The 25,509-nt window shown below is 68.7% G+C and carries 19 protein-coding genes and 3 rRNA genes; 7 read left to right on the top strand and 15 right to left on the bottom strand.

Going from position 1 to position 25,509, the window contains the following annotated elements; all coding sequences use genetic code 11:
* Window positions 1-4 precede the first annotated feature (4 nt).
* Entirely contained in the window at window positions 5-745 is a 741-nt protein-coding gene (locus tag IOD16_RS02150; RefSeq protein ID WP_123743919.1) for a DUF4191 domain-containing protein, read from the top strand.
* Between the two features lie 114 nt (window positions 746-859).
* Here the strand turns inward: IOD16_RS02150 and IOD16_RS02145 are convergent, their stop codons facing one another.
* The gene (locus tag IOD16_RS02145; protein ID WP_123743920.1) at window positions 860-1,333 is read right to left on the bottom strand and encodes an RDD family protein; all 474 of its coding nucleotides are present in this window, start codon (window positions 1,331-1,333) and stop codon (window positions 860-862) included.
* A 194-nt stretch (window positions 1,334-1,527) separates the two neighbouring features.
* On the opposite strand from IOD16_RS02145, the gene glnA reads away from it, so the two are divergent.
* On the top strand, window positions 1,528-2,952 hold the full coding sequence (gene glnA / locus IOD16_RS02140) for a type I glutamate--ammonia ligase (RefSeq protein WP_123743921.1): 1,425 nt from the start codon (window positions 1,528-1,530) through the stop codon (window positions 2,950-2,952).
* Window positions 2,953-3,235: 283 nt separating this feature from the next.
* On the opposite strand, the gene IOD16_RS02135 is transcribed toward glnA, so the two are convergent.
* Both IOD16_RS02135 and IOD16_RS02130 read right to left on the bottom strand, forming a co-directional pair.
* Window positions 3,236-3,625, bottom strand: a complete 390-nt coding sequence (locus tag IOD16_RS02135; protein WP_123743922.1) for a YkvA family protein — start codon at window positions 3,623-3,625, stop codon at window positions 3,236-3,238.
* Window positions 3,626-4,267 (bottom strand): hypothetical protein, encoded by a 642-nt coding sequence (locus tag IOD16_RS02130; RefSeq protein WP_201438677.1) that lies wholly within the window; start codon window positions 4,265-4,267, stop codon window positions 3,626-3,628.
* A 189-nt stretch (window positions 4,268-4,456) separates the two neighbouring features.
* Between IOD16_RS02130 and IOD16_RS02125 the strand changes: the two genes are divergently transcribed.
* Window positions 4,457-4,672 (top strand): hypothetical protein, encoded by a 216-nt coding sequence (locus IOD16_RS02125; RefSeq protein WP_123743924.1) that lies wholly within the window; start codon window positions 4,457-4,459, stop codon window positions 4,670-4,672.
* Window positions 4,673-4,720: 48 nt separating this feature from the next.
* Here the strand turns inward: IOD16_RS02125 and IOD16_RS02120 are convergent, their stop codons facing one another.
* The 6 genes from IOD16_RS02120 to IOD16_RS02095 form a co-directional block, all read right to left on the bottom strand.
* A complete protein-coding gene (locus tag IOD16_RS02120; protein ID WP_123743925.1) occupies window positions 4,721-5,650 on the bottom strand; it encodes an NADP-dependent oxidoreductase in 930 nt (309 codons plus the stop codon).
* Window positions 5,651-5,662: 12 nt separating this feature from the next.
* On the bottom strand, window positions 5,663-8,605 hold the full coding sequence (locus tag IOD16_RS02115; protein ID WP_201438676.1) for a bifunctional [glutamine synthetase] adenylyltransferase/[glutamine synthetase]-adenylyl-L-tyrosine phosphorylase: 2,943 nt from the start codon (window positions 8,603-8,605) through the stop codon (window positions 5,663-5,665).
* A gap of 39 nt (window positions 8,606-8,644) precedes the next feature.
* Window positions 8,645-8,869 carry a hypothetical protein gene (locus IOD16_RS02110; RefSeq protein WP_123743927.1) on the bottom strand — a complete coding sequence of 75 codons (225 nt, stop codon included), beginning with the start codon at window positions 8,867-8,869 and terminating at the stop codon, window positions 8,645-8,647.
* On the bottom strand, window positions 8,866-9,999 hold the full coding sequence (locus tag IOD16_RS02105) for an inorganic phosphate transporter (protein WP_201438675.1): 1,134 nt from the start codon (window positions 9,997-9,999) through the stop codon (window positions 8,866-8,868). Before IOD16_RS02105 ends, IOD16_RS02110 begins: the two co-directional genes overlap by 4 nt.
* Before the next feature lie 126 nt (window positions 10,000-10,125).
* Entirely contained in the window at window positions 10,126-10,863 is a 738-nt protein-coding gene (locus IOD16_RS02100) for a type 1 glutamine amidotransferase (RefSeq protein WP_201438674.1), read from the bottom strand.
* A gap of 15 nt (window positions 10,864-10,878) precedes the next feature.
* On the bottom strand, window positions 10,879-11,322 hold the full coding sequence (locus IOD16_RS02095; protein ID WP_201438673.1) for a rhodanese-like domain-containing protein: 444 nt from the start codon (window positions 11,320-11,322) through the stop codon (window positions 10,879-10,881).
* A 79-nt stretch (window positions 11,323-11,401) separates the two neighbouring features.
* Here IOD16_RS02095 and IOD16_RS02090 point away from each other — a divergent pair, with 79 nt between their 5' ends.
* The 4 genes from IOD16_RS02090 to IOD16_RS02075 are packed head-to-tail and all read left to right on the top strand — an operon-like array spanning window position 11,402 to window position 13,298.
* Window positions 11,402-11,866: an Lrp/AsnC family transcriptional regulator gene (locus tag IOD16_RS02090; protein WP_201438672.1), complete on the top strand. Its 465-nt coding sequence runs from the start codon at window positions 11,402-11,404 to the stop codon at window positions 11,864-11,866.
* 57 nt (window positions 11,867-11,923) lie between these two features.
* On the top strand, window positions 11,924-12,499 hold the full coding sequence (locus IOD16_RS02085) for a DUF2975 domain-containing protein (protein ID WP_201438671.1): 576 nt from the start codon (window positions 11,924-11,926) through the stop codon (window positions 12,497-12,499).
* The gene (locus tag IOD16_RS02080) at window positions 12,496-13,095 is read left to right on the top strand and encodes a DUF2975 domain-containing protein (RefSeq protein WP_201438670.1); all 600 of its coding nucleotides are present in this window, start codon (window positions 12,496-12,498) and stop codon (window positions 13,093-13,095) included. The genes IOD16_RS02085 and IOD16_RS02080 overlap by 4 nt, the downstream gene beginning before the upstream one ends.
* Window positions 13,092-13,298: a helix-turn-helix domain-containing protein gene (locus IOD16_RS02075; RefSeq protein WP_123743931.1), complete on the top strand. Its 207-nt coding sequence runs from the start codon at window positions 13,092-13,094 to the stop codon at window positions 13,296-13,298. Before IOD16_RS02080 ends, IOD16_RS02075 begins: the two co-directional genes overlap by 4 nt.
* Here the strand turns inward: IOD16_RS02075 and IOD16_RS02070 are convergent.
* The 6 genes from IOD16_RS02070 to IOD16_RS02045 all read right to left on the bottom strand — a co-directional run bounded on the left by IOD16_RS02070 (window position 13,279) and on the right by IOD16_RS02045 (window position 25,421).
* Window positions 13,279-14,145, bottom strand: coding sequence for a GNAT family N-acetyltransferase (locus IOD16_RS02070; protein WP_201438669.1), 867 nt, complete (start codon window positions 14,143-14,145; stop codon window positions 13,279-13,281). The two genes, IOD16_RS02075 and IOD16_RS02070, sit on opposite strands and share 20 nt — an antisense overlap.
* Before the next feature lie 71 nt (window positions 14,146-14,216).
* A 5S ribosomal RNA gene (gene rrf, locus IOD16_RS02065) occupies window positions 14,217-14,333 on the bottom strand.
* 114 nt (window positions 14,334-14,447) lie between these two features.
* Window positions 14,448-17,529: ribosomal RNA gene (locus tag IOD16_RS02060) — 23S ribosomal RNA — on the bottom strand.
* 354 nt (window positions 17,530-17,883) lie between these two features.
* Window positions 17,884-19,401: ribosomal RNA gene (locus tag IOD16_RS02055) — 16S ribosomal RNA — on the bottom strand.
* The 16S, 23S and 5S rRNA genes sit together here, the layout of an rRNA operon.
* Window positions 19,402-19,869: 468 nt before the next feature.
* Window positions 19,870-24,066 (bottom strand): FkbM family methyltransferase, encoded by a 4,197-nt coding sequence (locus IOD16_RS02050; protein WP_201438668.1) that lies wholly within the window; start codon window positions 24,064-24,066, stop codon window positions 19,870-19,872.
* Between the two features lie 11 nt (window positions 24,067-24,077).
* Window positions 24,078-25,421 (bottom strand): glutamine synthetase family protein, encoded by a 1,344-nt coding sequence (locus IOD16_RS02045; RefSeq protein ID WP_123743934.1) that lies wholly within the window; start codon window positions 25,419-25,421, stop codon window positions 24,078-24,080.
* Window positions 25,422-25,509 lie beyond the last annotated feature (88 nt).

The following is a 25,509-nucleotide window of genomic DNA, read 5'->3' as shown; positions in this document are numbered from 1 at the left end:
GGGCATGGCTGGTAAGCAGGACAAGGCGGCTGCCAAGGCGGCCTCCAAGGAAGCGGCGAAGGCTCGGCGCGCGGCATCGAAGGCGAAGCGCAGCCAGATCTTCGAGGCGTTCAAGATGCAGCGCCGCGAGGACAAGGCGCTCGTGCCGTTGATGCTGGCGTGCCTGCTCGGCGCGACGGCCGCGGCGTTCCTGATCGGCCTCATCTGGGACATGCAGTGGGTGCTGCTGCCCATGGGCATCGCGGTGGGCGCGCTGCTCGCGGTCATCGTGTTCGGCCGCCGGGTGCAGCGCACCGTGTACGCGAAGGCCGACGGCCAGGCCGGCGCGGCGGCGTGGGCGCTGGACAACCTGCGCGGCAAGTGGCGCGTCACGAAGGCTGTGGCGGGCACGACGAGCGGTGACATGGTGCACCGGGTGCTCGGCCGGCCGGGCGTGGTGCTGGTCGCCGAGGGCGCGCCGCACCGGGTCAAGAACCTGATCGCCCAGGAGAAGAAGCGGGTGGCGCGGGTCATCGGCGAGACGCCGATCTACGACGTCATCGTGGGCACCGAGGACGGCCAGGTGCCGCTGCGCAAGCTCCAGGGCCACCTGATGAAGCTGCCGCGCAACATCTCGACCGCCCAGGTCGACACGATCGACAACCGGCTGGCCGCGCTGGCCAGCCGCGGCGCGGCGCTGCCCAAGGGCCCGATGCCCCAGGGCGCCAAGATGCGCAACGTGCAGCGCGCCATGCGTCGTCGCTGAGCGTCGTCGCTGAGCTCGCCGCGTCGTCGCCGAGCACGCCTCGGACGAGTGTTTCCGCAGTTCAGGCCCGTTCCGGCAAGTGCCCGGGGCGGGCCTGAGGCGTTCTCGGGAACGTCAGCGGACGCGGATGACGACGGTGCCCGCGGCCTTGTCGTGCAGGCCCCTGCCGTCGGCGTCCCACACCACGGCCGGGATGATGGGGAAGATCAACGCCGTCCGCAGCGCGGCCCGGGGCAGACCGACGGTCCCCGCGCCGTCCAGCCGGGCGACCCGCAGCCCGAACAGCGCGTGACCAGGGGTGAAGCCGAAGAAGCCGACCGCGATGACGGTGATGGAGAACCAGGCCAGCAGGCTCCAGTTCTGCGGCAGCTCGGGCATCGTGAACAGGCCCGCCACGCCGCCCGAGAGCGCGAAGTCGACCAGGATGGCGATCGCGCGGCGGCCCGTGGAGGCGACGGAGCCGGGACCCGAGCGGGGCAGGCCGAGGCGTTCACCCCGCCACTGCTGCCCGGTACCGTCTCCGGAGTCGGCGCCTGGTTCCAACGCCGAGCGGGGTCCTGACAGCCACGATCCGGTCCACTTGCTCACCCCACCAGAGTAAGGCCGTGCTCAGCGGGTGAGGAGCGGCGGTCGGGTTGCCCGACCTGGGAGGCCCGTTAACACTGGCGAAACACGTGGGTGACGGCTGGGCAACACCGCGGTCTTAGTTTCGCCACGATGGCAGGCCGCACCACGCAGCGGCGTACAACCACGCCCCCACCGCAGCAGAGGAGTCGACGAGGGTGTTCAAGAATCCCGACGAGGTCCTGAAGTTCATTTCCGACGAGGGCGTGAAGTTCGTCGACGTCCGCTTCAGCGACCTGCCCGGCGTGATGCAGCACTTCACGCTCCCAGCCTCCGCGTTCGACGCCGACGCCATCGCCGAGGGCCTCGCGTTCGACGGCTCGTCGGTGCGCGGCTTCCAGTCGATCCACGAGTCGGACATGCTGCTGCTGCCCGACCTGTACACCGCGCGTCTCGACCCGTTCCGGATCGAGAAGACGCTGATCGTCAACTTCTTCGTGCACGACCCGTTCACGCGTGAGGCCTACAGCCGCGACCCGCGCAACATCGCGCGCAAGGCCGAGCAGTACATCACCGAGTCGGGCATCGCGGACACCGCGTACTTCGGCGCCGAGGCGGAGTTCTACATCTTCGACTCGATCCGCTTCGACACCACCGCGAACGCGGCCTTCCACGAGATCGACTCGATCTCCGGCGCCTGGAACACGGGCCGTGAGGAAGAGGGCGGCAACCGCGGCTACAAGGTCAAGTACAAGGGCGGCTACTTCCCCGTCTCGCCGACCGACCACTACGCGGACCTGCGCGACAAGATGGTCCTGAACATGCAGGACCAGGGCTTCTCGGTCGAGCGCGCGCACCACGAGGTGGGCACCGCCGGCCAGTCGGAGATCAACTACAAGTTCAACACGCTGCTGCACGCCGCGGACGACTTGATGCTGTTCAAGTACATCATCAAGAACACCGCGTGGCAGGCCGGCAAGTCCGTCACGTTCATGCCGAAGCCGCTGTTCGGCGACAACGGCTCGGGCATGCACACCCACCAGTCGCTGTGGAAGGACGGCCAGCCGCTGTTCCACGACGAGTCCGGTTACGCGGGCCTGTCGGACACGGCGCGCCACTACATCGGCGGCATCCTGCACCACGCGCCGTCGCTGCTGGCGTTCACCAACCCGACGGTGAACTCCTACCACCGCCTGGTGCCGGGCTACGAGGCCCCGGTGTCGCTGGTCTACTCCCAGCGCAACCGGTCGGCGTGCGTGCGCATCCCGATCACCGGCAACAACCCCAAGGCCAAGCGCATCGAGTTCCGCTGCCCCGACTCGTCGGGCAACCCGTACCTGGCGTTCTCGGCCATGGTGATGGCCGGCCTGGACGGCGTGAAGAACAAGATCGAGCCGCCGGCCCCGATCGACAAGGACCTCTACGAGCTGCCGCCCGAGGAGGCCCGCGACGTCAAGCAGGTGCCGGCGTCCCTGGACGCGGTGCTGGACAGCCTCGAGGCGGACCACGAGTTCCTGCTGGAAGGCGGCGTCTTCACGCCGGACGTCATCGACACCTGGATCTCGTTCAAGCGCGAGCAGGAGATCGACCCGCTGCGCCTGCGCCCGAACCCCTACGAGTTCGCGCTGTACTACGACGTGTGATCGGCGCGGGGCGCTGCCTTCCAGCCCCACTCGATCCTCCACAGGCCGACGGCCGGGTGACTGTGACAGTCACCCGGCCGTCGGCCTTCGGGTACTTCGATCCGGCGGTCGGCGTCGGTCCACCGGAGTCCTCACCGGCCACCCGCACCTAACGACTCGATCACCCGCCGGTGGTTTTGTACTGCTGGACATCCTCACCAACGGTTCGCGGAGGTGTTGACCGGCGCGGACGTCGGGAAGCGGGTCGCGTCGGGCTCGGACGACCCGTTCGCGGTGTGCCTGGCTAGGTCCTCGTCAGCCGCCGCACGACGGCCAGGCCGTCCGGTGTGCCCGGCCAGTGCTCGGCGACCACCTCGGGGCCCGCGGCGCGGATGACGGAGCGCAGGACCCAGACCACCACGATCGCGTCGTCCGCGTACCCCAGGACGGGGATGAAGTCGGGCACCAGGTCGAACGGCAGCGCCAGGTAGGCCAGCAGCAGCCACAGGCGCACCCGCGCCGACCGGGACACCCGCGGGTCGCGGGCCAGGCGGGTCACCAGCCGCAGCACGTCCGGCAGCAGCCGGAGGACCAGCCGCAGCGCCACCCCGCGTGGCCGCCCCAGGAACAGGCACAGCACGAGCAGCAGCCACAGGCCGACCAGCCCGAGCGCGACACCGACGAGGACGTCCACCTACGCGGGGATCGGGATCCCGGTCACGGTCACCGCGCCGCCGGTCGGCGCGAGCCGGCCGATGATCCCCGCGAACGTCAGCGAGAACGCGGTGCTGTCGGCGCCGACCCGCTGGTCCAGCTCCAGGTACCCGTTGATGCTGGAGTTCTTCGCGATCGACACCGGCCACCGGCTGGCGGACGCGGAAGCGCCGTACTCGCGCTGCGCGTCGTCGACCGCGGTGACGGACGCGACGGGCAGGTCCATCTTCGCGTTGCCGGCGTTGACGGCGGTCACGAACACCTTGACCCGGCCGCCCGCGTTCTCCACCTTGGTGACCTCGACGGTGAGCAGGCCGCGCGCCTGCTTCCACGACCCGGTGAGGACCTTGGCGGACGCGTCCGCGCCGGACGGCACGTCCACTTGGGACGTGGTGCCCACCGCGCCGTCCAGGCTGCCGACGGTCTCGTCCGACGTGGACGACGAGGACGACGCGGAAGCGGAGGGCGAAGGGGGCTCACGCAGGGTGACGCTCAGCGCGCCGACGCCGACCGTGCCGGCGGTGACCGCCTGGATCACCCCGAGCAGGACCAGCACGCCGAGCACGACCAAGCTGATCTTCAGAACCGCGCTGCTCTTCTTGCGGTGGGTCTCGTCGTCCATGACGTCCTTCGTCCGGGCGCACGCGTGCGAACGTGAGTCTCCCCCAGGAGTGTCGCTAGTCTCGGCATAAGGAACACCGATAGTCAATGCGAGGCGGCCCTGGTTCGACGGTGGGTAGTCCCCGGTGAACAGGCCGTCGACACCAGGGCTGCTCCGACCCCGATCGTGGCGGGCGGTTAAGGTCGCGCCGTGTCTGATGACGTCGCAATCCCCGCCCAGGTGCTGTCCACCAACATCTTCGACTCCGCCGCCGAGGCGATCGAGGCGATCGGCGCCGCCGACGTGCTCGGCCTCGGTGTCCGGGTGTCGAACCGCCTCGTCCAGGACGAGGAGTCCGACGACACGCTCGTCGAGGAGTGGATCGTCGAACTGCTCACCACGGTCCCGACCGTCGACGAGGAGTAGGCGACCGGAGGGCCCCCGCCGTCCGCGACGGGGGCCCTTCACCACCGGTCACACGGTCAGCACGATCTTGCCGCGCACGTGCTTGCCCTCCAGCAGCCGGTGCGCCTCCGCGGCCTGCGCCAGCGGGAACGTCTGCTGGACCTCCACCTTCAACGCGCCCGACCCCGCCTGCCCGGCCAGCCAGTCCAGGTCTTCCCGCACGGGCTTGGCGTAGGAGTAGCGGCCGCCGAGCTCCAGCACGTTGGTGTCCACGATGGACACGATCCGGGCCGGGTCGCGTACCAGCGCCGGCGAGTCGTTGAGCGCCGCGCCGCCGACGCAGTCGAACACCACGTCGACCAGCCCGTCGCCGCCGAGCAGCTCGGCCACGTTGTCCACCAGCGCGTCCCCGTAGGCCACCGGCTCCACGCCGAGCGACCGCAGGAAGTCGTGGTTGCGCGGCGACGCCGTGCCGATCACCCGCGCCGCGCCGAGGATCCGCGCCACCTGCACGGCCAGGTGCCCGACACCGCCGGCGGCGGCGTGCACGAGCACCGTGTCGCCTGAGGACACCCCGACCTTGCGCAACGACTGCAGCGCGGTCAGCCCGGTCAGCGCGAGCCCGCCCGCCTCCTCGAACGACAGCGACGCCGGCTTGTGCGCCAACCCGCGCTCGGTGGCCGCGACGAGCTCCGCGTACGTCCCGTTCTGCACGTGGTCCTTGCGCTGGTAGCCGAACACCTCGTCGCCGACGGCGAACCCGTCCACCGCGGGCCCGACGGCCCGCACCACCCCGGCCACGTCCCAGCCCGGCACCAGCGGGAAGTGGCACGGCATCGAACTCGCCACGTACCCCATGCGCACCAGCCGGTCCACCGGGTTCACCCCGGCGGCACGCACCTCGACCAGCACCTGGTCCAGCGCGATCGGCGGGTCCGGCAGCTCCCGCACCACGAGGACTTCGGCATCTCCGAATTCGGTCTGCGCGATCGCTTTCACGGACCCCAGTGTTCAGGACCCGTAGAAGATGCGCTCGATCACGGCCCGCGCGCGCCGCGCCGTGCGCCGGTAGGAGTCCAGGAACTCGCCCGGGTCACCGGCGTGCCCCATCGCCGACGCCACCGCGGCCAGGTCCCGCCCGGCCGTCGGCAGCTGGTCGCCGGCCTTGCCCCGCACGAGCACGACGGCGTTGCGCGCCTCGGTCGCCATCACCCACGCGTCCATCAGGGCCGACGAGTCGTCCTCCGACATCAACCCGGCCTCCGTGGCCGCACGCAGCCCCCGCACGGTCGACGGCGTGCGCAGGCCGGGCACCTCGCCCGCGTGCTGCAGCTGCAGCAGCTGCACGGTCCACTCGACGTCGGCGAGCCCGCCCCGCCCCAGCTTGGTGTGGGTGGACGGGTCGGCGCCGCGCGGCAGTCGCTCGGCCTCGACGCGTGCCTTGATGCGCCGGATCTCCCGCACGGCGCCGGCGTCCAGGCCCTGCTTGGGGTAGCGCACCGGGTCGATCATCTCGACGAACCGCGCGCCGAGGTCCGCGTCGCCGCCGATGAACCGCGCCCGCAGCAGCGCCTGCGCCTCCCACAGCTCGGCCCACTGCGCGTAGTAGGCCCGGTAGGAGTCGAGCGTGCGCACCAGTGGCCCCTGCCTGCCTTCCGGCCGCAGGTCGGTGTCCACTTGCAGCGGCGGGTCCTGGCTGGGCGCGTTGAGCAGCCGCCGCACCTGCTCCACCACCGACGACGCGTACCGGGCGGCGTCCGCGTCGCTCACCCCGGGCGCGGGCTCGCACACGAACAGCACGTCGGCGTCCGACCCGTACCCCAGCTCACGTCCGCCGAGCCGGCCCATGCCGATGACCGCGATCGACGCCTGCCGCTCACCGGCCGAGCGCACCACCGCGTCCAACGCCGCCTGGAGCACCGCCACCCACACCTCGGACAACGACACGCACACCGTGCGCAGCGGCACCAGCCCGAGCAGGTCCGCCGACGCCACCCGCAGCAGCTCCTGGCGGCGCAGCGACCGGGCGGCGGTGACCGCGCGCTCCAGGTCGTTGTACCGGGACACGGCGCTGCGCAGCGGGTTGCCGATGGTCATGGGGTCGCGGCCGACGAGCGCGTCGGTGTCGGCCAGCAGCGGCAGCACCTCGGGCGCGCGCACCAGCAGGTCCGGCACGAGCTTCGACGTGCCCAGCAGCGCGGCCAGCCGGTCGACCACCGTGCCCTCGTCCCGCAGCAGCCGCAGGTACCAGGGCGTCTCGGCCAACGCCTCCGACACCTTCCGGTAGGCCAGCAGGCCGCGGTCGGGGTCCGGGGTGGTGGCGAACAGGTCGAGCAGCACCGGCAGCAGCGCCGTCTGGATCCGGGCCCGCCGGGAAACACCCCTGGTCAACGCTTCGATGTGCTTCAACGCTCCGTCCGGCGCCGCGTAACCCAGGGCGGCCAGGCGCGCCGCGGCCTGGGACGTGGTCAGCCGCAGCGCCTCCGTGGGCACGTTCGCGACGGCCTGCAACAACGGCCGGTAGAACAGCTTCTCGTGCAGCCGGCGCACCTGGTTGGCGCGCTTGCGGAACTCGGCGAGCAGCACCTGGCTCTCCGACAGCCCGCCCTCGGCCTGCAACCCCGACGCACGCGCCAGCCGGCGCAGCGCGGCCACGTCGTCGTCAGCCGGGAACAGGTGCGTGCGCAGCATCCGCTGCAACTGCAACCGGTGCTCCAACGTGCGCAGGAACCGGTAGGCGCGACCGAAGTCGGCGGCGTCCGTGCGACCGACGTACCCGCCGCGCCCCAGGGCCGCCAACGCCTGGGTGGTCGTGGTGATGCGCAGCTCTTCGTCACCGCGGCCGTGCACGAGCTGCAGCAGCTGCACGGCGAACTCGACGTCGCGCAGCCCGCCCCGGCCCAGCTTCAGCTCCCGGTCGGTCAGGCCCGCCGGCACGTGGTCCTCGACGCGGCGGCGCATGGCCTGCACGTCGGGCACGAAGTTCTCCCGTTCGGCGGCCGTCCACACCAGGGGCCGCACGACGTCCATGTACCGCCGGCCGAGCTCCTCGTCGCCCGCCACCGGCCTGGCCTTGAGCAGCGCCTGGAACTCCCAGGTCCGCGCCCACCGCTGGTAGTAGGTGGCGTGGCCGTCCAGGGTGCGCACCAGCGCGCCCGCCTTGCCCTCCGGCCGCAGCGCCGCGTCCACCTCGAAGCACGCCTGGCCCGCGACCTGCATCACCGCGCCGGCCAACCGGGTCGCCACGGCCAGGTCGCCCTCGCCGACGAACACCACGTCGACGTCGCTGACGTAGTTCAGCTCCCGCGCGCCGCACTTGCCCATCGCGATCACCGCGAGCCGGCACTCGTCGGACCGCGGCACCTGCCGTCCGGCGACGTCCAGCGCGGCCCGCAACGCGGCCACCGCGAGGTCCGACAGCAGGCTCGCGACGTCGTCGTAGTTGACGTACCGCTGGTCCGGCTCGACCACGTGCGCCAGGTCGACGGCGGCGATCCGGCACAGCAGCGCCCGGTACTCGACCCGCAGCGCCCGCACCGCGTCCGCGTCGGTCAGGCCGTCGACCGCGGCGACCAGGGCGGGCGCGAACGCCCCGGCGTCCACCGGCTCGTCGTCGACCAGGTCGCGCCAGCGGTCCGGGTTGGCGACCAGGAAGTCCGACAGCGCGGTGGACGAGCCGAGCACCGCGAGCAGCCGACCGCGCAACGCCTCGCCGTCCCGCAGCGCCCGGTCCAGCTCGGGCCACCGGTCGCCGAGCGCGACGCGCAGCCGGTCGATCCCCAGCAGCGCCAGGTCCGGGTCGGGGCTGCGGGACAACGCCACCAGGATCGGCTCGTTGCCCTCGGTCGGCCGTCGCCCCTCCCACCACCCGGCGGCACGCAGGTGCTCACCGCCGCGCGCCTCGGTCAGGCCGAACCGGGCGGGGGACGTGGGGAGGCGGGCTGGATCGGTCATCGACGAACACCGTAGCCCGCCGGGACGCTCCGGGAAGCGTCAGCTCGCCACGATCAAGTAGATGCCGAACAACACTACGGTCACGCACGCCAGCAGGCACGCCACCGCCGCGACCGTCGGCAGCGCCGTCGACGCCTGCCGCTCCTGCGCCACCTCCCGCGCCGACCACGCGCGCAGCCCGCCGGAGAACAGCAGGACCAGGCCCAGCACCACCGCCAGGCTCACCCCGAAGACGGAGCCCAGCGCCACCCAGTCGATCTTCACGCCGCCACCTTGTGCGTCTCGGCCTGTGCCGCGATCTCGTCCACCACGTGCTCGGGCCGCACCGGCTCACGGCGCGACAGCAGCCAGATCACCAGCGCCACCGCCATGCCCACCACCGCCACGGCCACCACGCCGAGCGTGCCCAGCGACGCGACCTTGCCCGCGAGCGCGCCGACCAGGCCCGCCGCCGGCAGCGTCAGCCCCCAGGCCGCCGCCATCCGACCCGCCACGCCCCACCGCACGCCGTCGCGCTGGCGGGCCAGGCCGGAGCCCATGATGCCGCCGGACGCGACGTGCGTGGTGGACAGCGCGAACCCCAGGTGCGAGGACGCCATGATCACGGTCGCCGCGCTGGTCTGCGCGGCGAAGCCCTGCGGCGCCTCGATCGTGGTCAGGCCCGAGCCGAGGGTCTTCGTGATCCGCCAGCCGCCCAGGTACGTGCCCAGCGCGATGGCGACCGCCGCGCTCAGGATCACCCACAGCGGCGGTTCCGAGCCCGGCGTGAGCGTCCCGGCGGTGATCAGCGTGAGCGTGATGATGCCCATCGTCTTCTGGGCGTCGTTCGTGCCGTGCGCCAGCGACATGAGCGCGGCGGACGCGATCTGGCCCGCCTTGAACCCCTTGTCGGTCACGGACTTCCGCGCCCGCTTGGTCAGCCGGTAGGTCAGGAAGGTGGCCAGCAGCGCCACGATGCCCGCCACCAGCGGCGCGGCGATCGCGGGCGCGACGACCTTGTCCACGACCTTCTCGAAGTGCACGGCGTCCGCGCCCGAGGCGACCCACGTCGCGCCGATCAGGCCGCCGAACAGGGCGTGCGACGAGCTGGACGGCAGCCCGACGTACCAGGTGACCAGGTTCCACATGATCGCGCCGATCAGCCCGCCGAACACGATCGCGGGCGTGATTCTCGCGTCGTCGACGATCCCGCCGGAGATGGTCTTGGCCACCTCGACCGACAACAACGCTCCCACCAGGTTCAACACCGCGGAGAACGCGACGGCCGTGCGTGGCCGCAGCGCGCCGGTGGCGATGGAGGTCGCCATCGAGTTCGCGGTGTCGTGGAAGCCGTTGGTGAAGTCGAAGACCAGAGCCGTGATGACCACGATGATGACGAGGAGCGAGGCATCCACGCTGATTCCTCCAACTGAATCGACACAGTCGAAGGTAAACGCTACCCGTCTGGCCGATGAACACTCACAACGACAAGGTGAACGCTACCTGTCCGATCGATGAACGCTCACACCAACGGAGGTTCATCACACCAGCGGCAGGCTCCGGTGGATCGTCAGCTCACCGGCGGCCAAGCGCACGAATCGTTCGGCAAACGGCTGCCACACCTCCCGAATGTCCTCGTGACCGGCCACGAGTCGGTCCGCGTCGAGCACGCCCGGTCGCACGCCCGCCACCACCTCCGGGTACCCCTCGGCCCAGCCGAGAACCATCTCCGGCGTGGTCTCGATGTGGAACTGCACGCCGTAGGCGCGGTCACCGACGCGGAACGCCTGGTTCGCGCACTTCGGGGACGACGCGAGCAGCAGCGCCGTCGGCGGCAGGAAGCCGACCTCGTCCTCGTGGAACTGCAGCACGTCCGGCGTCCACGGCAGCTCGCCGAACAGCGGGTCGCCGCTCGCCGCGTCCCGCTTCGCCACCAGCTGCACGCCGATCTCGGGCCCCTGCGGGCTGCGCCGCACCTGCCCGCCGGTGGCCGCCGCCAGCAGCTGCGCGCCGAGGCAGATCGCGAGCAGCGGCACCCGCTTCGACACCGCCTGCGACAGCAGCTTGCGCACGTCCGCCAGCCACGGGTGCTCGACGTCGTCCAGCGCGCCCATCGCGCCGCCCAGGCACACCACACCCTGGTAGCCGTCGAGCGCGTCCGGCAGCGGTTCCTCGTACGGTTTCACCACGTCCAGCACCGCCCCGGCGGTGGTCAGCCACTCGCCGAGGCGGGCGGGCGGGTCGTCGTGGTCGGGTTGCAGCACGAGCAGGCGCGTCACTCGTCCGAGGGTAGATCAGCAGTCGCAGGAGATCCCGTGCAGGCTCGTGCCGCCGGGCTCGACGGCGTCGCCCTCCACCGGGTAGCCCGACGCGTGCCAGGTCGTGATGCCGCCGGCCAGCCGCTTCACCTTGAACCCGAGGCGCGACAGCTCGAGCGCGCCCTTGGTGGCGGCGTTGCACTCGAAGCTCTCGCAGTAGCAGACGTAGACGAGGTCGCGGTCCCAGCCGGCGGTCGTCGTCTCGTCCACGTCCCAGTGCGGGAGGTTGATCGCGCCGGGGATGCGGACCCGCGCGAACGCCTCGGGGCTGCGCGTCTCGACCAGCCGAAAGCCTTCGGTCGTGCCGGCCCGGAGGTCGCGGACCACGTCGTCCGGGTCGGCCTCGAAGGCCAGTTCGGCGGCGAAGAACGCCGCCGCGTCGGCGGGGTCGGCAGCGGGGAAGCGGAGCGTGTTCGTCATGGGTAGATCGTCGCTGACCAGCGTGTTCTTCCCCATGCAGAACTCCAGGCGTGACCTGGGTTCCGCCTACGATTCCACGGTGGAACTGGACGATCTGGACTGGAAGTTGTTGGACCTGCTCCAGCGGGACGGGCGGATGACGTTCACCGAGCTGGCCAAGCGGGTCTCCCTGTCCGCGCCCGCGACGACCGAGCGCGTGCGGCGGCTGGAGCAGGCCGGGATCGTCACCGGGTACGCGGCGGTGGTCGACCCGCGGCGGCTCGGACTGCCGATCGAGGCCATCGTCCGGGTGCGGGTGCGCAGCCTGGACACGCCCCGGTTCCGGGAGCGAGTGGTGACGCTGGCCCAGGTGCGCGACGCGGATCACGTGACCGGGGACGACTGCTGGCTGCTGCGCGTGGTGTGCCGGTCGACGGTCGAGCTGGAGGAGTTCGTGGAGCAGGCCCAGCGGTACGGCGACACGACCACGTCCCTGGTGTTCTCCTCCCACGCCCGCAACCGGCCCGTGACGCGCGACGTCCTCGACGGTATCGTTTCTCGATAACATCGATAAACGATATGCAGGGGGGCTGTCATGTCGAGGGGGAACCCGTTAGAGCCGTTGACCGGTGTCGTGTCGGCGGTGTTCGCGGTGAGCCTGGGGGTCTACGGCCTCGCCACCGCGATCCGCCTGACGATCGGCTTGTTCGACCCGGTGTGCTTCACCGCCGACTCCTGGCCGCACGACACCGAGGGCCGTGACCTCGCCGCGGGCGTCCGCTTGGCCGCCGTCGACCGGGTCACGCTGTGCGTCGACGACCCCGCGCCGTGGCAGCACGTGCTCGGCGTCCTGTCCGCGGCGCCGACCGCCTTCACCCAGGTCGGCGCGCTCCTGCTGCTCCTGTTGCTGCTGCGGGGAGCGTCACGGCACGGCATCTACACCCCGGGCACCGCGATCGGCGTGCGCCGCCTCGGCCACTACCTGCTGTGGGTGCTGCCGGCGGCGGCGCTGGTCGAGTCGATCGCGCGGACCTCGCTGGTGCACGCCGCCGTCACGTTCGACGCCGGGTTCCTGGCGTTCCTCGGCGGGTGGGAGGCGCCGTGGTGGGCGGTCATCACCGGCATCGCGCTGCTGTCGCTGGCGCAGGTCATGCGGACCGGCGCGGAGATGCGCGCGGACCTCGAAGGAACGGTGTGACGGTGCCCCGCAACCCGTTGCAGCCGCTGACCGTCGTCGTCCGGCTCCTGTGGTCGGTGACCACCGCGGTGTCCTTGGCCGCGATCACGCTGGTCGCGGTGGCCTCCTACGGCACTTCCGTGTGCATCACGGCGCACGTGGGCACGGAACTGATCCGCACCGTGCCGCAGGCCGACGTCGGGCACCTCAGCGCGGGGTCGTTGCGCGTCTGCCTGAGCGAGCCGACGACCTGGGAACGGGTCCTCTACCTGGTCGACGTCGCGTTGCCGATGGCCGGCTACGCCTTGCTGTTCCTGCTCCTCATGCGGCTGCTCGAACGGGGTGCCGTCGACGGCGTCCACACCGCCGCCACCGCGGACCGGCTGCGTCGCCTCGGGTGGTTCACGCTCGTCGCGGTGCCGGCCGTGACGCTGACCGAGGCCGCCGCCCGGCTCCGGCTCCTGGCGCCCGTGCTGCCCGAGGCCGGCGTGACGTCCCTGACCGCCGAGTGGGACGTGCCGTGGTGGGCGGTGGTCAGCGGGTTGGGTCTCCTGGCACTTGGCAAGATCATGCGCACGAGCGCGGAGATGCGCGCGGACCTGGAGGGAACCGTGTGAGCATCCAGGTGCACCTCGACCGGCTGCTGGCCGAGCGCGGGATGACCTTGACCGAGTTGGCGGACCGCGTCGGCGTGACCGTGGTCAACCTGTCGGTCCTCAAGAACGGCCGCGCCAGGGCGATCAGGTTCAGCACCCTGACCGCCCTGTGCGAGGCGTTGGACTGCCAGCCGGGGGACCTGCTCAGCCACCGGCCGGGGTGAACACGAACTCCGCCGAGTCGACCACCGGCCGGAAACCGATCCGCTGGTAGATCGAGTTGGACGTCGGGTTCGCCAGGTCGGTGTAGAGGACCACGTGCTCGGCCCCGTTCTCCTGCGCCCACGCCGCGCAGGCCGCGGTGACCGCCGCGCCGTACCCGTGCCTGCGGTGCTCCGGCGGCGTGTAGACGGGACCGATGCGGGACATGCCGGACGCCGGCGCGTTCGCCGCCGCCCACGCCACCGGGGTGTCGCCGACGTGCCAGATCAGGTGGCCGTGCCCGGCCTCCAGGCCGACGCGCACCATGAGCCGGACCCGGTCCTCGCTGGTGCCGTCGCGGTCCTGCCCGGTCGCTTCGACACCGAACTCGGTGCGCCAGTCGGTGAGCAGGTCCAGGTCGTCCATGGTCGCCAACCGTGCCGTGCCGGGCACGTCGGCGGGGGCGTCCAGCTCGTCCAGCGCGTACAGGCGCAACGCCATGTGCTCCCGCGCGTTGCAGCCCGTGCGGGCGGCCCAGGCGACGACGAACGCCTCCACAGACTCGCGGGGACCGTTCACGCCGGGCAGTTCCACTTCGCCGGCCAACGCGTCCGCGACGACCTCCGCCCACTCCGGCCCGACACCGCTCAACGTCAACGGCCACGGCGGTGTGCGCAGTGCCGCGGCCACCAGCACACCGTCCTCGGTGACGCTCACCAGCAGCGGTGGTTCGTCCTCCGGGTCGGCGTGGTGGAGCCTGCGGTCCACTGCCGCGATCGGGATGGTGTGGAACACGGGGTCCGCGTTGAAGAAGTCACCCGTCAACGCCCAGAACTCCGCCAGGTCGTCGTGTCTCGTCACCTCGGCCACGACCGGGACGGTAACGCAAAAAGCCTTCAGGGGCACCCGAGTTGATCGAGTGCCCCTGAAGGCGAAGAATTGTTCGGCGGCGTCCTACTCTCCCACACCCTCACGAGTGCAGTACCATCGGCGCTGGAAGGCTTAACTACCGGGTTCGGAATGGGACCGGGTGTTCCCCAACCGCTATGACCACCGAAACACTATGAAATTACCAACCCGTAGGCACCACACCCCACCCCACACAAAGCAGGGTGGACCGTGATGGTCCGGTTCGGTTCTTTCAGAACCGCACAGTGGATGCGTAGCGTCTTCATGACAAGTCCTCGGCCTATTAGTACCGGTCAACTCCAGCCGTTACCGACCTTCCATCTCCGGCCTATCAACCCAATGGTCTCTTGGGGGCCTTAACCCACAAAGGGGTGGGATACCTCATCTAGGAACAGGCTTCCCGCTTAGATGCTTTCAGCGGTTATCCCTTCCGAACGTAGCCAACCAGCAATGCCCTTGGCAGGACAACTGGCACACCAGAGGTCCGTCCGTCCCGGTCCTCTCGTACTAGGGACAGCCTTCCGCAAGTATCCTACGCGCGCGGCGGATAGGGACCGAACTGTCTCACGACGTTCTAAACCCAGCTCGCGTACCGCTTTAATGGGCGAACAGCCCAACCCTTGGGACCTACTCCAGCCCCAGGATGCGACGAGCCGACATCGAGGTGCCAAACCATGCCGTCGATATGGACTCTTGGGCAAGATCAGCCTGTTATCCCCGGGGTACCTTTTATCCGTTGAGCGACCACGCTTCCACAAGCCATGGCCGGATCACTAGTTCCGACTTTCGTCCCTGCTCGACCTGTCGGTCTCACAGTCAAGCTCCCTTGTGCACTTGCACTCGACACCTGATTGCCAACCAGGCTGAGGGAACCTTTGAGCGCCTCCGTTACCCTTTGGGAGGCAACCGCCCCAGTTAAACTACCCACCAGGCACTGTCCCTGATCCGGATCACGGACCGAGGTTAGACATCCAGTACGACCAGAGTGGTATTTCAACGACGACTCCACACTGACTGGCGTCAGCGCTTCACAGTCTCCCACCTATCCTACACAAGCCGAACCGAACACCAATACCAAGCTATAGTAAAGGTCCCGGGGTCTTTCCGTCCTGCCGCGCGTAACGAGCATCTTTACTCGTAGTGCAATTTCGCCGGGCCTGTGGTTGAGACAGTCGAGAAGTCGTTACGCCATTCGTGCAGGTCGGAACTTACCCGACAAGGAATTTCGCTACCTTAGGATGGTTATAGTTACCACCGCCGTTTACTGGCGCTTAAGTTCTCAGCTTCGCCCCGAAAGACTAACCGGTCCCCTTAACGTTCCAGCACCGGGCAGGCGTCAGTCCGTATACATCGTCTTGCGACTTCGCACGGACCTGTGTTTTTAGTAAACAGTCGCTTCTCGCTGGTCTCTGCGGCCGAAAAATCCTAGCCCGCAAGGGGCTTCAAATCCCTCGGCCCCCCTTCTCCCGAAGTTACGGGGGCATTTTGCCGAGTTCCTTAACCACAGTTCGCCCGATCGCCTCGGTATTCTCTACCTGACCACCTGTGTCGGTTTGGGGTACGGGCCGCATGAACACTCACTAGAGGCTTTTCTCGGCAGCATGGGATCACTCTACTTCGCCTCAATCGGCTATGCATCACGTCTCAGCCTTGACGATGTGCGGATTTGCCTACACACCGGCCTACACGCTTACACCAGTACTACCACTCACTGGCGGAGCTACCCTCCTGCGTCACCCCATCGCTTGACTACTACAAGTTCAGGTCCCGCGCTCCACATCGCCCCTCATCCGAAGAATCAGAGCGGGCTTCGGGCGGTTAGTATCACAAGGTTCGCCATGGGCGCGTTCACACGGGTACGGGAATATCAACCCGTTGTCCATCGACTACGCCTGTCGGCCTCGCCTTAGGTCCCGACTTACCCTGGGCGGATTAGCCTGGCCCAGGAACCCTTGGTCATCCGGCGGACGAGTTTCTCACTCGTCTTTCGCTACTCATGCCTGCATTCTCACTCGTCCAGCCTCCACACCTGGATCACTCCGGCGCTTCAATGGCTGAACGACGCTCCCCTACCCATCCCAGCATGACACTGAAATGACACGGCTTCGGCGGTGTGCTTGAGCCCCGCTACATTGTCGGCGCAGGACCACTTGACCAGTGAGCTATTACGCACTCTTTAAAGGGTGGCTGCTTCTAAGCCAACCTCCTGGTTGTCTGGGCGACCCCACATCCTTTCCCACTTAGCACACACTTAGGGGCCTTAGCCGGCGTTCTGGGCTGTTTCCCTCTCGACTACGAAGCTTATCCCCCGCAGTCTCACTGCCGCGCTCTCACGTACCGGCATTCGGAGTTTGGTTGATTTCGGTAAGCTTGTGGGCCCCCTAGACCATCCAGTGCTCTACCTCCGGCACGAAACACACGACGCTGCACCTAAATGCATTTCGGGGAGAACCAGCTATCACGGAGTTTGATTGGCCTTTCACCCCTAACCACAGCTCATCCCCCAGGTTTTCAACCCTGGTGGGTTCGGGCCTCCACGCGGTCTTACCCACGCTTCACCCTGGCCATGGCTAGATCACTCCGCTTCGGGTCTAGACCACGCGACTGGAACGCCCTATTCGGACTCGCTTTCGCTACGGCTACCCCACACGGGTTAACCTCGCCACGCAGCACTAACTCGCAGGCTCATTCTTCAAAAGGCACGCCGTCACCCCGAAAGGCTCCGACGGATTGTAGGCACACGGTTTCAGGTACTATTTCACTCCCCTCCCGGGGTACTTTTCACCTTTCCCTCACGGTACTAGTCCGCTATCGGTCACCAGGTAGTATTCAGGCTTAGCGGGTGGTCCCGCCAGATTCACAGCGAATTTCACGAGTACGCTGCTACTTGGGAACACTGTAAGGAGACGGTGAGTTTTCGCGTACGGGACTCTCACCCTCTACGGCCACGCTTTCCAGACGCGTTCCGCTAACGACACCGTTTTATGACTCCTTGTCAGTCCGGCAGAACTGACGAACAGGTCCCACGACCCCGTACACGCAACCCCTGCCGGGTATCACACGAATACGGTTTAGCCTCTTCCGCTTTCGCTCGCCACTACTCACGGAATCACGGTTGTTTTCTCTTCCTGCGGGTACTGAGATGTTTCACTTCCCCGCGTTCCCTCCACACGCCCTATGTGTTCAGGCGTGGGTGACCCCACATGACTGGGGCCGGGTTTCCCCATTCGGATACCCTTGGATCTCAGCTCGGTTGACAGCTCCCCAAGGCTTTTCGCAGTCTCCTACGTCCTTCATCGGCTCCTGGTGCCAAGGCATCCACCGTGTGCCCTTAATAACTTGCCACAAAGATGCTCGCATCCACTGTGCAGTTCTCAAAGAACAACCAGACACCATCCCACTACTGCCCACGCCTACCCGATCCGAAGACCAGCGGTTCGCGGACGGAGACCGTCCTGTCGTTTCTCGCTGAAAGAGACACTCACGTGTTCCCTCAGGACCCAACAGCGTACCGAACAGAAGACTCGAACCCTCGGGAGACCCTTCCACGCCCTTACGGACAGTACTAACTCCCCGGACAATCCCAGATTCTGTATATAGCCAGCATCCACATCATTGAGCAACCATCCGACGATCATTCGCCGCCGGCATGGCTCTCCACAGGCCCTCCGAAGAGAACCGGTGAGGAATGCTCCTTAGAAAGGAGGTGATCCAGCCGCACCTTCCGGTACGGCTACCTTGTTACGACTTCGTCCCAATCGCCAGTCCCACCTTCGACCGCTCCCCCCAGCAAGCTGGTTGGGCCACGGGCTTCGGGTGTTACCGACTTTCGTGACGTGACGGGCGGTGTGTACAAGGCCCGGGAACGTATTCACCGCAGCGTTGCTGATCTGCGATTACTAGCGACTCCGACTTCACGGGGTCGAGTTGCAGACCCCGATCCGAACTGAGACCGGCTTTGTGGGATTCGCTCCACCTCACGGCTTAGCAGCCCTCTGTACCGGCCATTGTAGCATGTGTGAAGCCCTGGACATAAGGGGCATGATGACTTGACGTCATCCCCACCTTCCTCCGAGTTGACCCCGGCAGTCTCCCATGAGTCCCCGCCATTACGCGCTGGCAACATGGAACGAGGGTTGCGCTCGTTGCGGGACTTAACCCAACATCTCACGACACGAGCTGACGACAGCCATGCACCACCTGTACACCAGTCCGAAGAGGCCTACATCTCTGCAGGTTTCCGGTGCATGTCAAGCCCAGGTAAGGTTCTTCGCGTTGCATCGAATTAATCCACATGCTCCGCCGCTTGTGCGGGCCCCCGTCAATTCCTTTGAGTTTTAGCCTTGCGGCCGTACTCCCCAGGCGGGGTGCTTAATGCGTTAGCTGCGGCACGGAGGACGTGGAAGTCCCCCACACCTAGCACCCACCGTTTACGGCGTGGACTACCAGGGTATCTAATCCTGTTCGCTCCCCACGCTTTCGCTCCTCAGCGTCAGTATCGGCCCAGAGACCCGCCTTCGCCACCGGTGTTCCTCCTGATATCTGCGCATTTCACCGCTACACCAGGAATTCCAGTCTCCCCTGCCGAACTCAAGTCTGCCCGTATCGACTGCAGGCTCCACGTTAAGCGTGAAGTTTTCACAGCCGACGCAACAAACCGCCTACGAGCTCTTTACGCCCAATAATTCCGGACAACGCTCGCACCCTACGTATTACCGCGGCTGCTGGCACGTAGTTAGCCGGTGCTTCTTCTGCGGGTACCGTCAGTTGCCCTTCGTCCCCGCTGAAAGAGGTTTACAACCCGAAGGCCGTCATCCCTCACGCGGCGTCGCTGCATCAGGCTTTCGCCCATTGTGCAATATTCCCCACTGCTGCCTCCCGTAGGAGTCTGGGCCGTGTCTCAGTCCCAGTGTGGCCGGTCACCCTCTCAGGCCGGCTACCCGTCGTCGCCTTGGTAGGCCATTACCCCACCAACAAGCTGATAGGCCGCGGGTCCATCCTGTACCGCCGGAACTTTCCACCCCACAAGATGCCTAATGGAGTCATATCCGGTATTAGACCTAGTTTCCCAGGCTTATCCCAGAGTACAGGGCAGGTTACCCACGTGTTACTCACCCGTTCGCCGCTCGTGTACCCCGAAGGGCCTTACCGCTCGACTTGCATGTGTTAAGCACGCCGCCAGCGTTCGTCCTGAGCCAGGATCAAACTCTCCAATAAGGAATGTTTGATCGCTCCGAACAACACTGACATGAATGTCAGTTGTCCAGTAACAATCTCAAAGGAAACCTCTTGACGAGGTTCATAAATTTACTGGCTATTCGGCACGCTGTTGAGTTCTCAAAGAACACGCGCTCACCATTTCGTTCCGCAGTCTTACCGCGGTTCAATCCGGGGCTTTGTGTTTCCGGTGTTTCGCTTGCTGTGGTTGAACCTTAGCTTGTTCGTTTTCGCGGTGTCAAATCGGCCGGTTTCGGCTTCTCGGCTCCGCGCTGAACTCGCTTCGCATTCAATTTGTATCTGTTTCCAGAGCGGAGGCAGCACTCTGTGCTGCTTATTCGTTTCTGGGAGCTTGACGCCGCAGTAGTCTACTCGGCCCGATTCGCGGTGTCAACCGCTCGTTCCGAGGTTCTTGCTGGCGACTCGGTAAAAGTTACTCATGACCTTCGTCGGTGTCAAATCGCCTGGTCAGCGGCTTGCCGGCGCGGTGCGTGCCGGCATCGCGACCTGCGGACCCGGTCCCTTGGGCGCCACCGGACGGGGTCGCAACCACAGCGGGATGCTCCGCATCCCCTCCATCGCGGTCACGATCTGCTCCGGCGACGCCGGTTCCCGGGTGGGCACCGGCACCAGGTCGTAGCCCCAGATCCGGAACTCCTTCAGGACCGTGACCGGATCGTCGCCGAAACCCGACGTCGCCGTCGCGGAGAAGTCCAGGAACACGTGCGGGCGATCCCGGCGCAGCAGGCGCACCAGTCCGGCCAACGCGCGGTGACCGCGGCCCGGCGCGTCCACCCGGACGACGGACAGCTTGCGGCCCTGCAACGACGGCACGGCCTCCAGCTCCTTGTCGAGCCTGGCCGCCCGCACCCGCGGCACGTCGTCGCCGGCGTCCTCCGGCAGCGGCGCGACCGACACCCCGCCCGTCAACGACGGTTGGGTCGCCAGCTCACCGGTGCTCTCCCAGGCAGCGGCGTCCACCAGCACGAGCTGTTGCGCCACCCGTTCGGGCAGGTTGACGTCGACGTTGTGCCGCAGCAGCGCCCGCGCGGACGGGCACGGCTCGACCGCGACCACCGCGCCGCCCGTCCCGAACCGGCTGAGCATGCGCACGGTCTGGTACCCGACGTACGCGCCGATGTCGAGGAAGATGCCGTCCGGCTCGACCACCGAGTCGATCAGCTCCGACAGGCCGGTCTCCCACACCCCGTTGCTGGACAGCATCGGCAGCATGAACGCGTCGTCCGACGGCAGGCGCAGCAGGCCCACGTCGGTCAGCACGAGCGAGCTGCGCGGCACGGTGTCGCTGTGCCGCTCGTGCTCCCGCACGACGACGCGGCGCAGGGCGTCGGCGGTCTGCTGCGCCTGGTTCGCGGCGCGCAGGCCGAACTCGAGCTTGGTGTCGCGGTCCCGCAGCACGTCGACGACCTTGGACTCCAGCGAGTCGATCCGGTCGAGGGTGCGTTCGAGCGCGACGGCGAGCTTGTCGATGCGCTGGGCCAGGGCGTCGCCCTGCTTGGCGCGCTTCGCGGCCTCGGCGACCACGGCGTCCTCGATCTCGCGCACCCGCCGTCCCTGGCCGGCCATGTCGGCGCGGACCCGGACGACGCCGTCGTCGATGCCGACGAGCTGGTCGGCCAGGTGGCCCTGGTGCTCGGCGTGCTGTTCCAGCTCGGCGCGCAGCACCTCCAGCTCGCCCAGGCCCACGCCGGTGGACAGGTCGTCCTGGCGGCGGACCACCTCGGAGACCGTGCGCTCGACCCCTTCGACCAGGGACGTGAGCACGTTGCGCATGTGGTTGTCGTAGTGGTCGAGGACGCGCAGGACCACCTTGCGCAGCTGCGGCGCCATGGGCGTGCGGCTGGCCGTGCCCACGTCGGGTTGGCGCAGCAGGGCGTGCTTCGCCGAGTGCAGCGCCTTGAGCGGGTCGACGGTCGGCGAGGGCTTGGCCCGGCGGGCGCGCCAGCCCCGGTAGGCGTGCTCGACGCGTTCGCGGAGGATCTCGCCGACCTTGGCCACGTCCCGGGTGGCGCGGACGTGGTCACGTCCCTTGAGGCCGATCGCGACGGCCGTCGGCAGGTCGTCGGCGAGGGCGCGCATGAGCTTCGCGGCGGCCTGGACGTCGGGTTCCACGCCTTGGCGGCACGGCACGAAGATCACCGCGGCCTTGTCGAACAGCTCGGCGACCGCGCCGTGGTCCGAGGTCATGACCGGTGTGGCGCGGGCGGCGTGCCCGGCGAGGGTGTGCGCGATCCGGTCGCACGCGCCGCCCCGGTGCAGGTGCACGAGGCAGTCGACGGGGCCGAGGGTGTCGACCAGTTCGATGCGCGGGTCGGCGGCGGTGGCCAAGCGCAGTCGTTCGGCGGCCTCGGGGTGGGCCGACGCGTTGCTGACCTCGATGCGCAGCGTCACGTCGTTGCGGTCGGGGAAGGCCGAGAGGAACGCCGAAACCGCGCCCAGCACGTTGCCCGCGCGGTCGATCGCGTGATCGGCGAGGGCTCCGAAGATCACCCCGTCGTGCGCCTCGGGGTCTTGGTCCTCGATGTCCACGACCGGCAGCGGGAGGACGCGGACGGCCGGGCCGCCTTGGCGTTCGAGGGTGGCGCGCGTCGCCTCGGACGGCACCCACAGCTCGGCGGCGTCGGTCGGCTGGTCGTCGTCGAGGAGGTAGTCGACGACGAAGCGGCTGTCCGGGACGCGTTCGGCGGTGCCGACCCGGATCACGACCGGGTAGCCGGCGGTGGTCGAGGTCGGGAGGCCGGACGCGCGGGCGGCGGCGTGGACGAGCTCGGCGACCGGGCCGGCGCCGAGGACGGACACGCCGAGCTGGTCGTGCAGCACGGGTCCTTCGGCGCGGGGCCGGGGCACGGCGGCGACCGGCAACCGGCCCGCGGCCACGCCGACGCTCGCGCACCAGTCGCGGAACGCCGGGCCGTCCTCGCCGAACGGGTCGGGGAACTGGGCGCGGAGGGCCTGGTCGGAGCGCCAGAGCGCGACGGACCAGCGCGTGCTGCCGGGCAGGCCGGGCACGGGTTCGCTCGCCCAGGCCACGAAGCCCGCTCCGCCGTCCGGCCCGAAGGCCGGGGGTGGGGTGCTTCGGGTGGTCGGGGAGGCCGGTTCGAGTGGGGTGGAGCGCTCGGCGGCGGCCGGACGGGGGTGGTCGGCGGCGGGCTCGGCATCGACATCGACATCGCCGGCGGGCTCGGCATCGGCATCGGCATCGGCGGACGATGCGGCCTGGCCGGCGGGCTCGGCGCTGTCAGCAGTCGGCGCGGCATCGGCAGCCGGCTCTTCGCGGTCGGCGGTTGCCGGGACCTCGACGGGCGGCTCGGAGCCTTCGGCGGGCTGGTCGACCCGACCGGTCGGGTCGACGCCCTCGGCGGGTTGGTCGAGGTGACCGGTCAGGGTGATGCCTTCGGCGGCCGGCTCGGCGGCGGCCGGCTCGGCGGCGGCCGGGGTTGCGGCGACGGGGTCCGGGGCAGGCTCGGCCGGCGCGGGAGGTTCGGTGGAGGCCGGGGCTGGGGGCAGGACCTCGGGCTCGGTGCTCGGGCGGGTGCCGTTGACGGCCGGCGTGGTCACCGGTTCGGCGGTCACCGGTTCGGTGGTCGGCGTGGAGGCGGGCTCGGTGGTCTGCCTGCCGCCCGGGCTGAAGGCCGAGCCCGGGTGGGTGCGGGCGGCTTCGCGGTAGTCCGCGCGCAGCTCGTCCGGGATCTGGGTGCCGTCCGCGAGCTGCCCGAAGCCGTACCGGACCCGCTGCGGCGAGTGGCCCTTGCGGACCAGTTCCGCCCGGTACGCCGTGCAGAGCTCCGCCAGCTGCGGGTGTTCCGAGAGCAGGACCCGGGGGCGGTCGGCGAAGTCCGCCGACAGCAGCCACGGGCGGTGGGGGTCGAAGCCCGCGAAGTGGACGCTGCGGACCGGTTCGCCGATCGTCGTCAACGTGCCGTCCGGGCGGCGGTGCAGGTCGCGTTGCGCCGCGTTCCACACCGACAGGCCGACCGTCGCGTCACGCAGGACGTGCAGGTTGACCAGCGCGGGAGCCATGTCGAGCACGGCCTTCGTGGCGTCGGGCGTGCGGCGCAGCTGTTCGCCGAGGGACCGCAGGAACGGTTCCGCGCCGGGCGCGACCAGCAGGAACCCGGGGTCGAAGACGCCCGTCTCGAGCAGTTCGGTCGGGGTCGGGCGCAGGCCGTCGTCGGGCAGCGGCCGCAACGCCCTCGGCACCAGGACCAGCGGGCCGCGGCGCACGGCGGCCTCGACCAGATCCGTGAGCGGGTTGAGCACCTGCACCCACGGGTCCAGGCACAGCACCGGCACACCTTGGCCGAGCAGCTGCTCCAGGAGCTTCGGCCGCAGCACGCCGCACAGCTGCGCCGCCGTGCAGCCGGTGGCCAGCTCCGCCAGCTCGTCCTGGCTCATGCCCAGGTCGGCGGGGGTGACGAGGCCCGGGCCGGAGTTCTCCGGCAGGGCGTCGACCACCAGCGCCAGGAACCTGGCCTGCGGGTGGTTGGCCAGGAACGAGCTCGACAGCACCTTCACCGCGGGCAGTTCGGCGGCGGTCGCCACCGTGCAGGCGATGAACGTGGGACGGGATTCCGAACGCCCGGGCACCTCGGTCACGGTCTGCAAACCTAGCTTCTCCGAGTGCCCGGTGTGGACCACCCGCACGGGTGTCTCCCTCACAGGACCGGCAACAGGTTGCGCAGCTCGTACGGCGTCACGCTGCGGCGGTAGCCGTCCCACTCCGCCCGCTTGTTGCGCAGGAAGAAGTCGTAGACGTGCTCGCCCAGCGCTTCGGGGAGCAGTTCGGAGTTCTCCATCTCCGTCAGCGCCTCGCCGAGGTTCTGCGGCAGGTTGTCGTACCCGGCGGCACGCCGTTCGCGGTCGGTCAGCGACCACACGTCGTCCTCGGCGGGCGGCGGCAGCTCGTAGCCCTTCTCGATGCCCTTGAGCCCGGCCGCCAGGATCACCGCGTACGCCAGGTACGGGTTGCAGGCGGAGTCGAGCGAGCGGATCTCGACGCGGCGCGACGACGACTTGCCCGGCGAGTACATCGGCACGCGCACCAGGGCGGACCGGTTCGCGTGGCCCCAGCAGACCGCCGTCGGGGCCTCGCCGCCCACGATCAGCCGCTTGTAGGAGTTCACCCACTGGTTGGTCACACCGGAGATCTCCCGGGCGTGCTTCAACAGGCCGGCGACGAACATCTTGCCGGTGTCGGACAGCTGGTACGGGTCCTCGGCGTCGTAGAACGCGTTGCGGTCGCCCTCGAACAGGCTGACGTGCGTGTGCATGCCGCTGCCGGGCTGGTCGGTGAACGGCTTCGGCATGAACGAGGCCCGCACGCCCTGCGTGATCGCGACTTCCTTGATCACGTACCGGAACGTCATCACGTTGTCGGCCATGGTCAGCGCGTCGGCGTAGCGGAGGTCGATCTCCTGCTGGCCGGGCGCGCCCTCGTGGTGGCTGAACTCGACCGAGATGCCCATCGCCTCCAGCGCCTCGATGGCGTGGCGGCGGAAGTGGGTCGCGGTCTCGTGGCTGGTCTGGTCGAAGAAACCGCCGTTGTCCGCCGGGACGGGCTCGCTCCCGTCGTCGGGCAGGCCCTTGAGCAGGAAGAACTCCATCTCCGGGTGCACGTAGCAGGTGAAGCCCGCCTCGCTGGCCTTGGCCAGGGTGCGGCGCAGCACGTGCCGCGGGTCGGCCCACGACGGCGAGCCGTCCGGCATGGCGATGTCGCAGAACATGCGCGCCGAGTAGTGGTTCTTGTCCGGCGTCTGCCAGGGCAGCACCTGGAACGTCGACGGGTCCGGCTTGGCCACCATGTCGGACTCGTACACGCGGGCGAAGCCCTCGATGGCGGAGCCGTCGAAGCCGATGCCCTCGCTGAAGGCGCCCTCGAGCTCCGCTGGAGCGATCGCCACCGACTTGAGGAAGCCCAGGACGTCGGTGAACCAGAGCCGGACGAACCGGATGTCGCGTTCCTCGAGGGTGCGGAGCACGAACTCCTGCTGGCGGTTCATGACCCGAAGCCTAGGTAAGGACGGTCAACCGTGCGTTGCCGACTCGGCGGAACGCGCTGGGCCGTTTGCCCCGCGTTGATGATTGCGC

It is taken from the genome of Saccharothrix sp. 6-C, assembly GCF_016695385.1.
Taxonomy (GTDB): Bacteria; Actinomycetota; Actinomycetes; order Mycobacteriales; family Pseudonocardiaceae; genus Actinosynnema; species Actinosynnema texasense.
Note: the sequence above shows the minus strand (reverse complement) of the source record. Positions and strands in the feature narration are given on the sequence as shown.

What these genes read in the sequence shown, in the direction of transcription:
- IOD16_RS02150 (WP_123743919.1), top strand. Translation starts at nt 5, where the DNA reads ATGGCTGGTAAGCAGGACAAGGCGGCTGCCAAGGCGGCCTCCAAGGAA.
- IOD16_RS02130 (WP_201438677.1), bottom strand. Translation starts at nt 4,267, where the DNA reads ATGGACGACGAGACCCACCGCAAGAAGAGCAGCGCGGTTCTGAAGATC.
- IOD16_RS02115 (WP_201438676.1), bottom strand. Translation starts at nt 8,605, where the DNA reads ATGACCGATCCAGCCCGCCTCCCCACGTCCCCCGCCCGGTTCGGCCTG.
- IOD16_RS02095 (WP_201438673.1), bottom strand. Translation starts at nt 11,322, where the DNA reads ATGACGAACACGCTCCGCTTCCCCGCTGCCGACCCCGCCGACGCGGCG.
- IOD16_RS02045 (WP_123743934.1), bottom strand. Translation starts at nt 25,421, where the DNA reads ATGAACCGCCAGCAGGAGTTCGTGCTCCGCACCCTCGAGGAACGCGAC.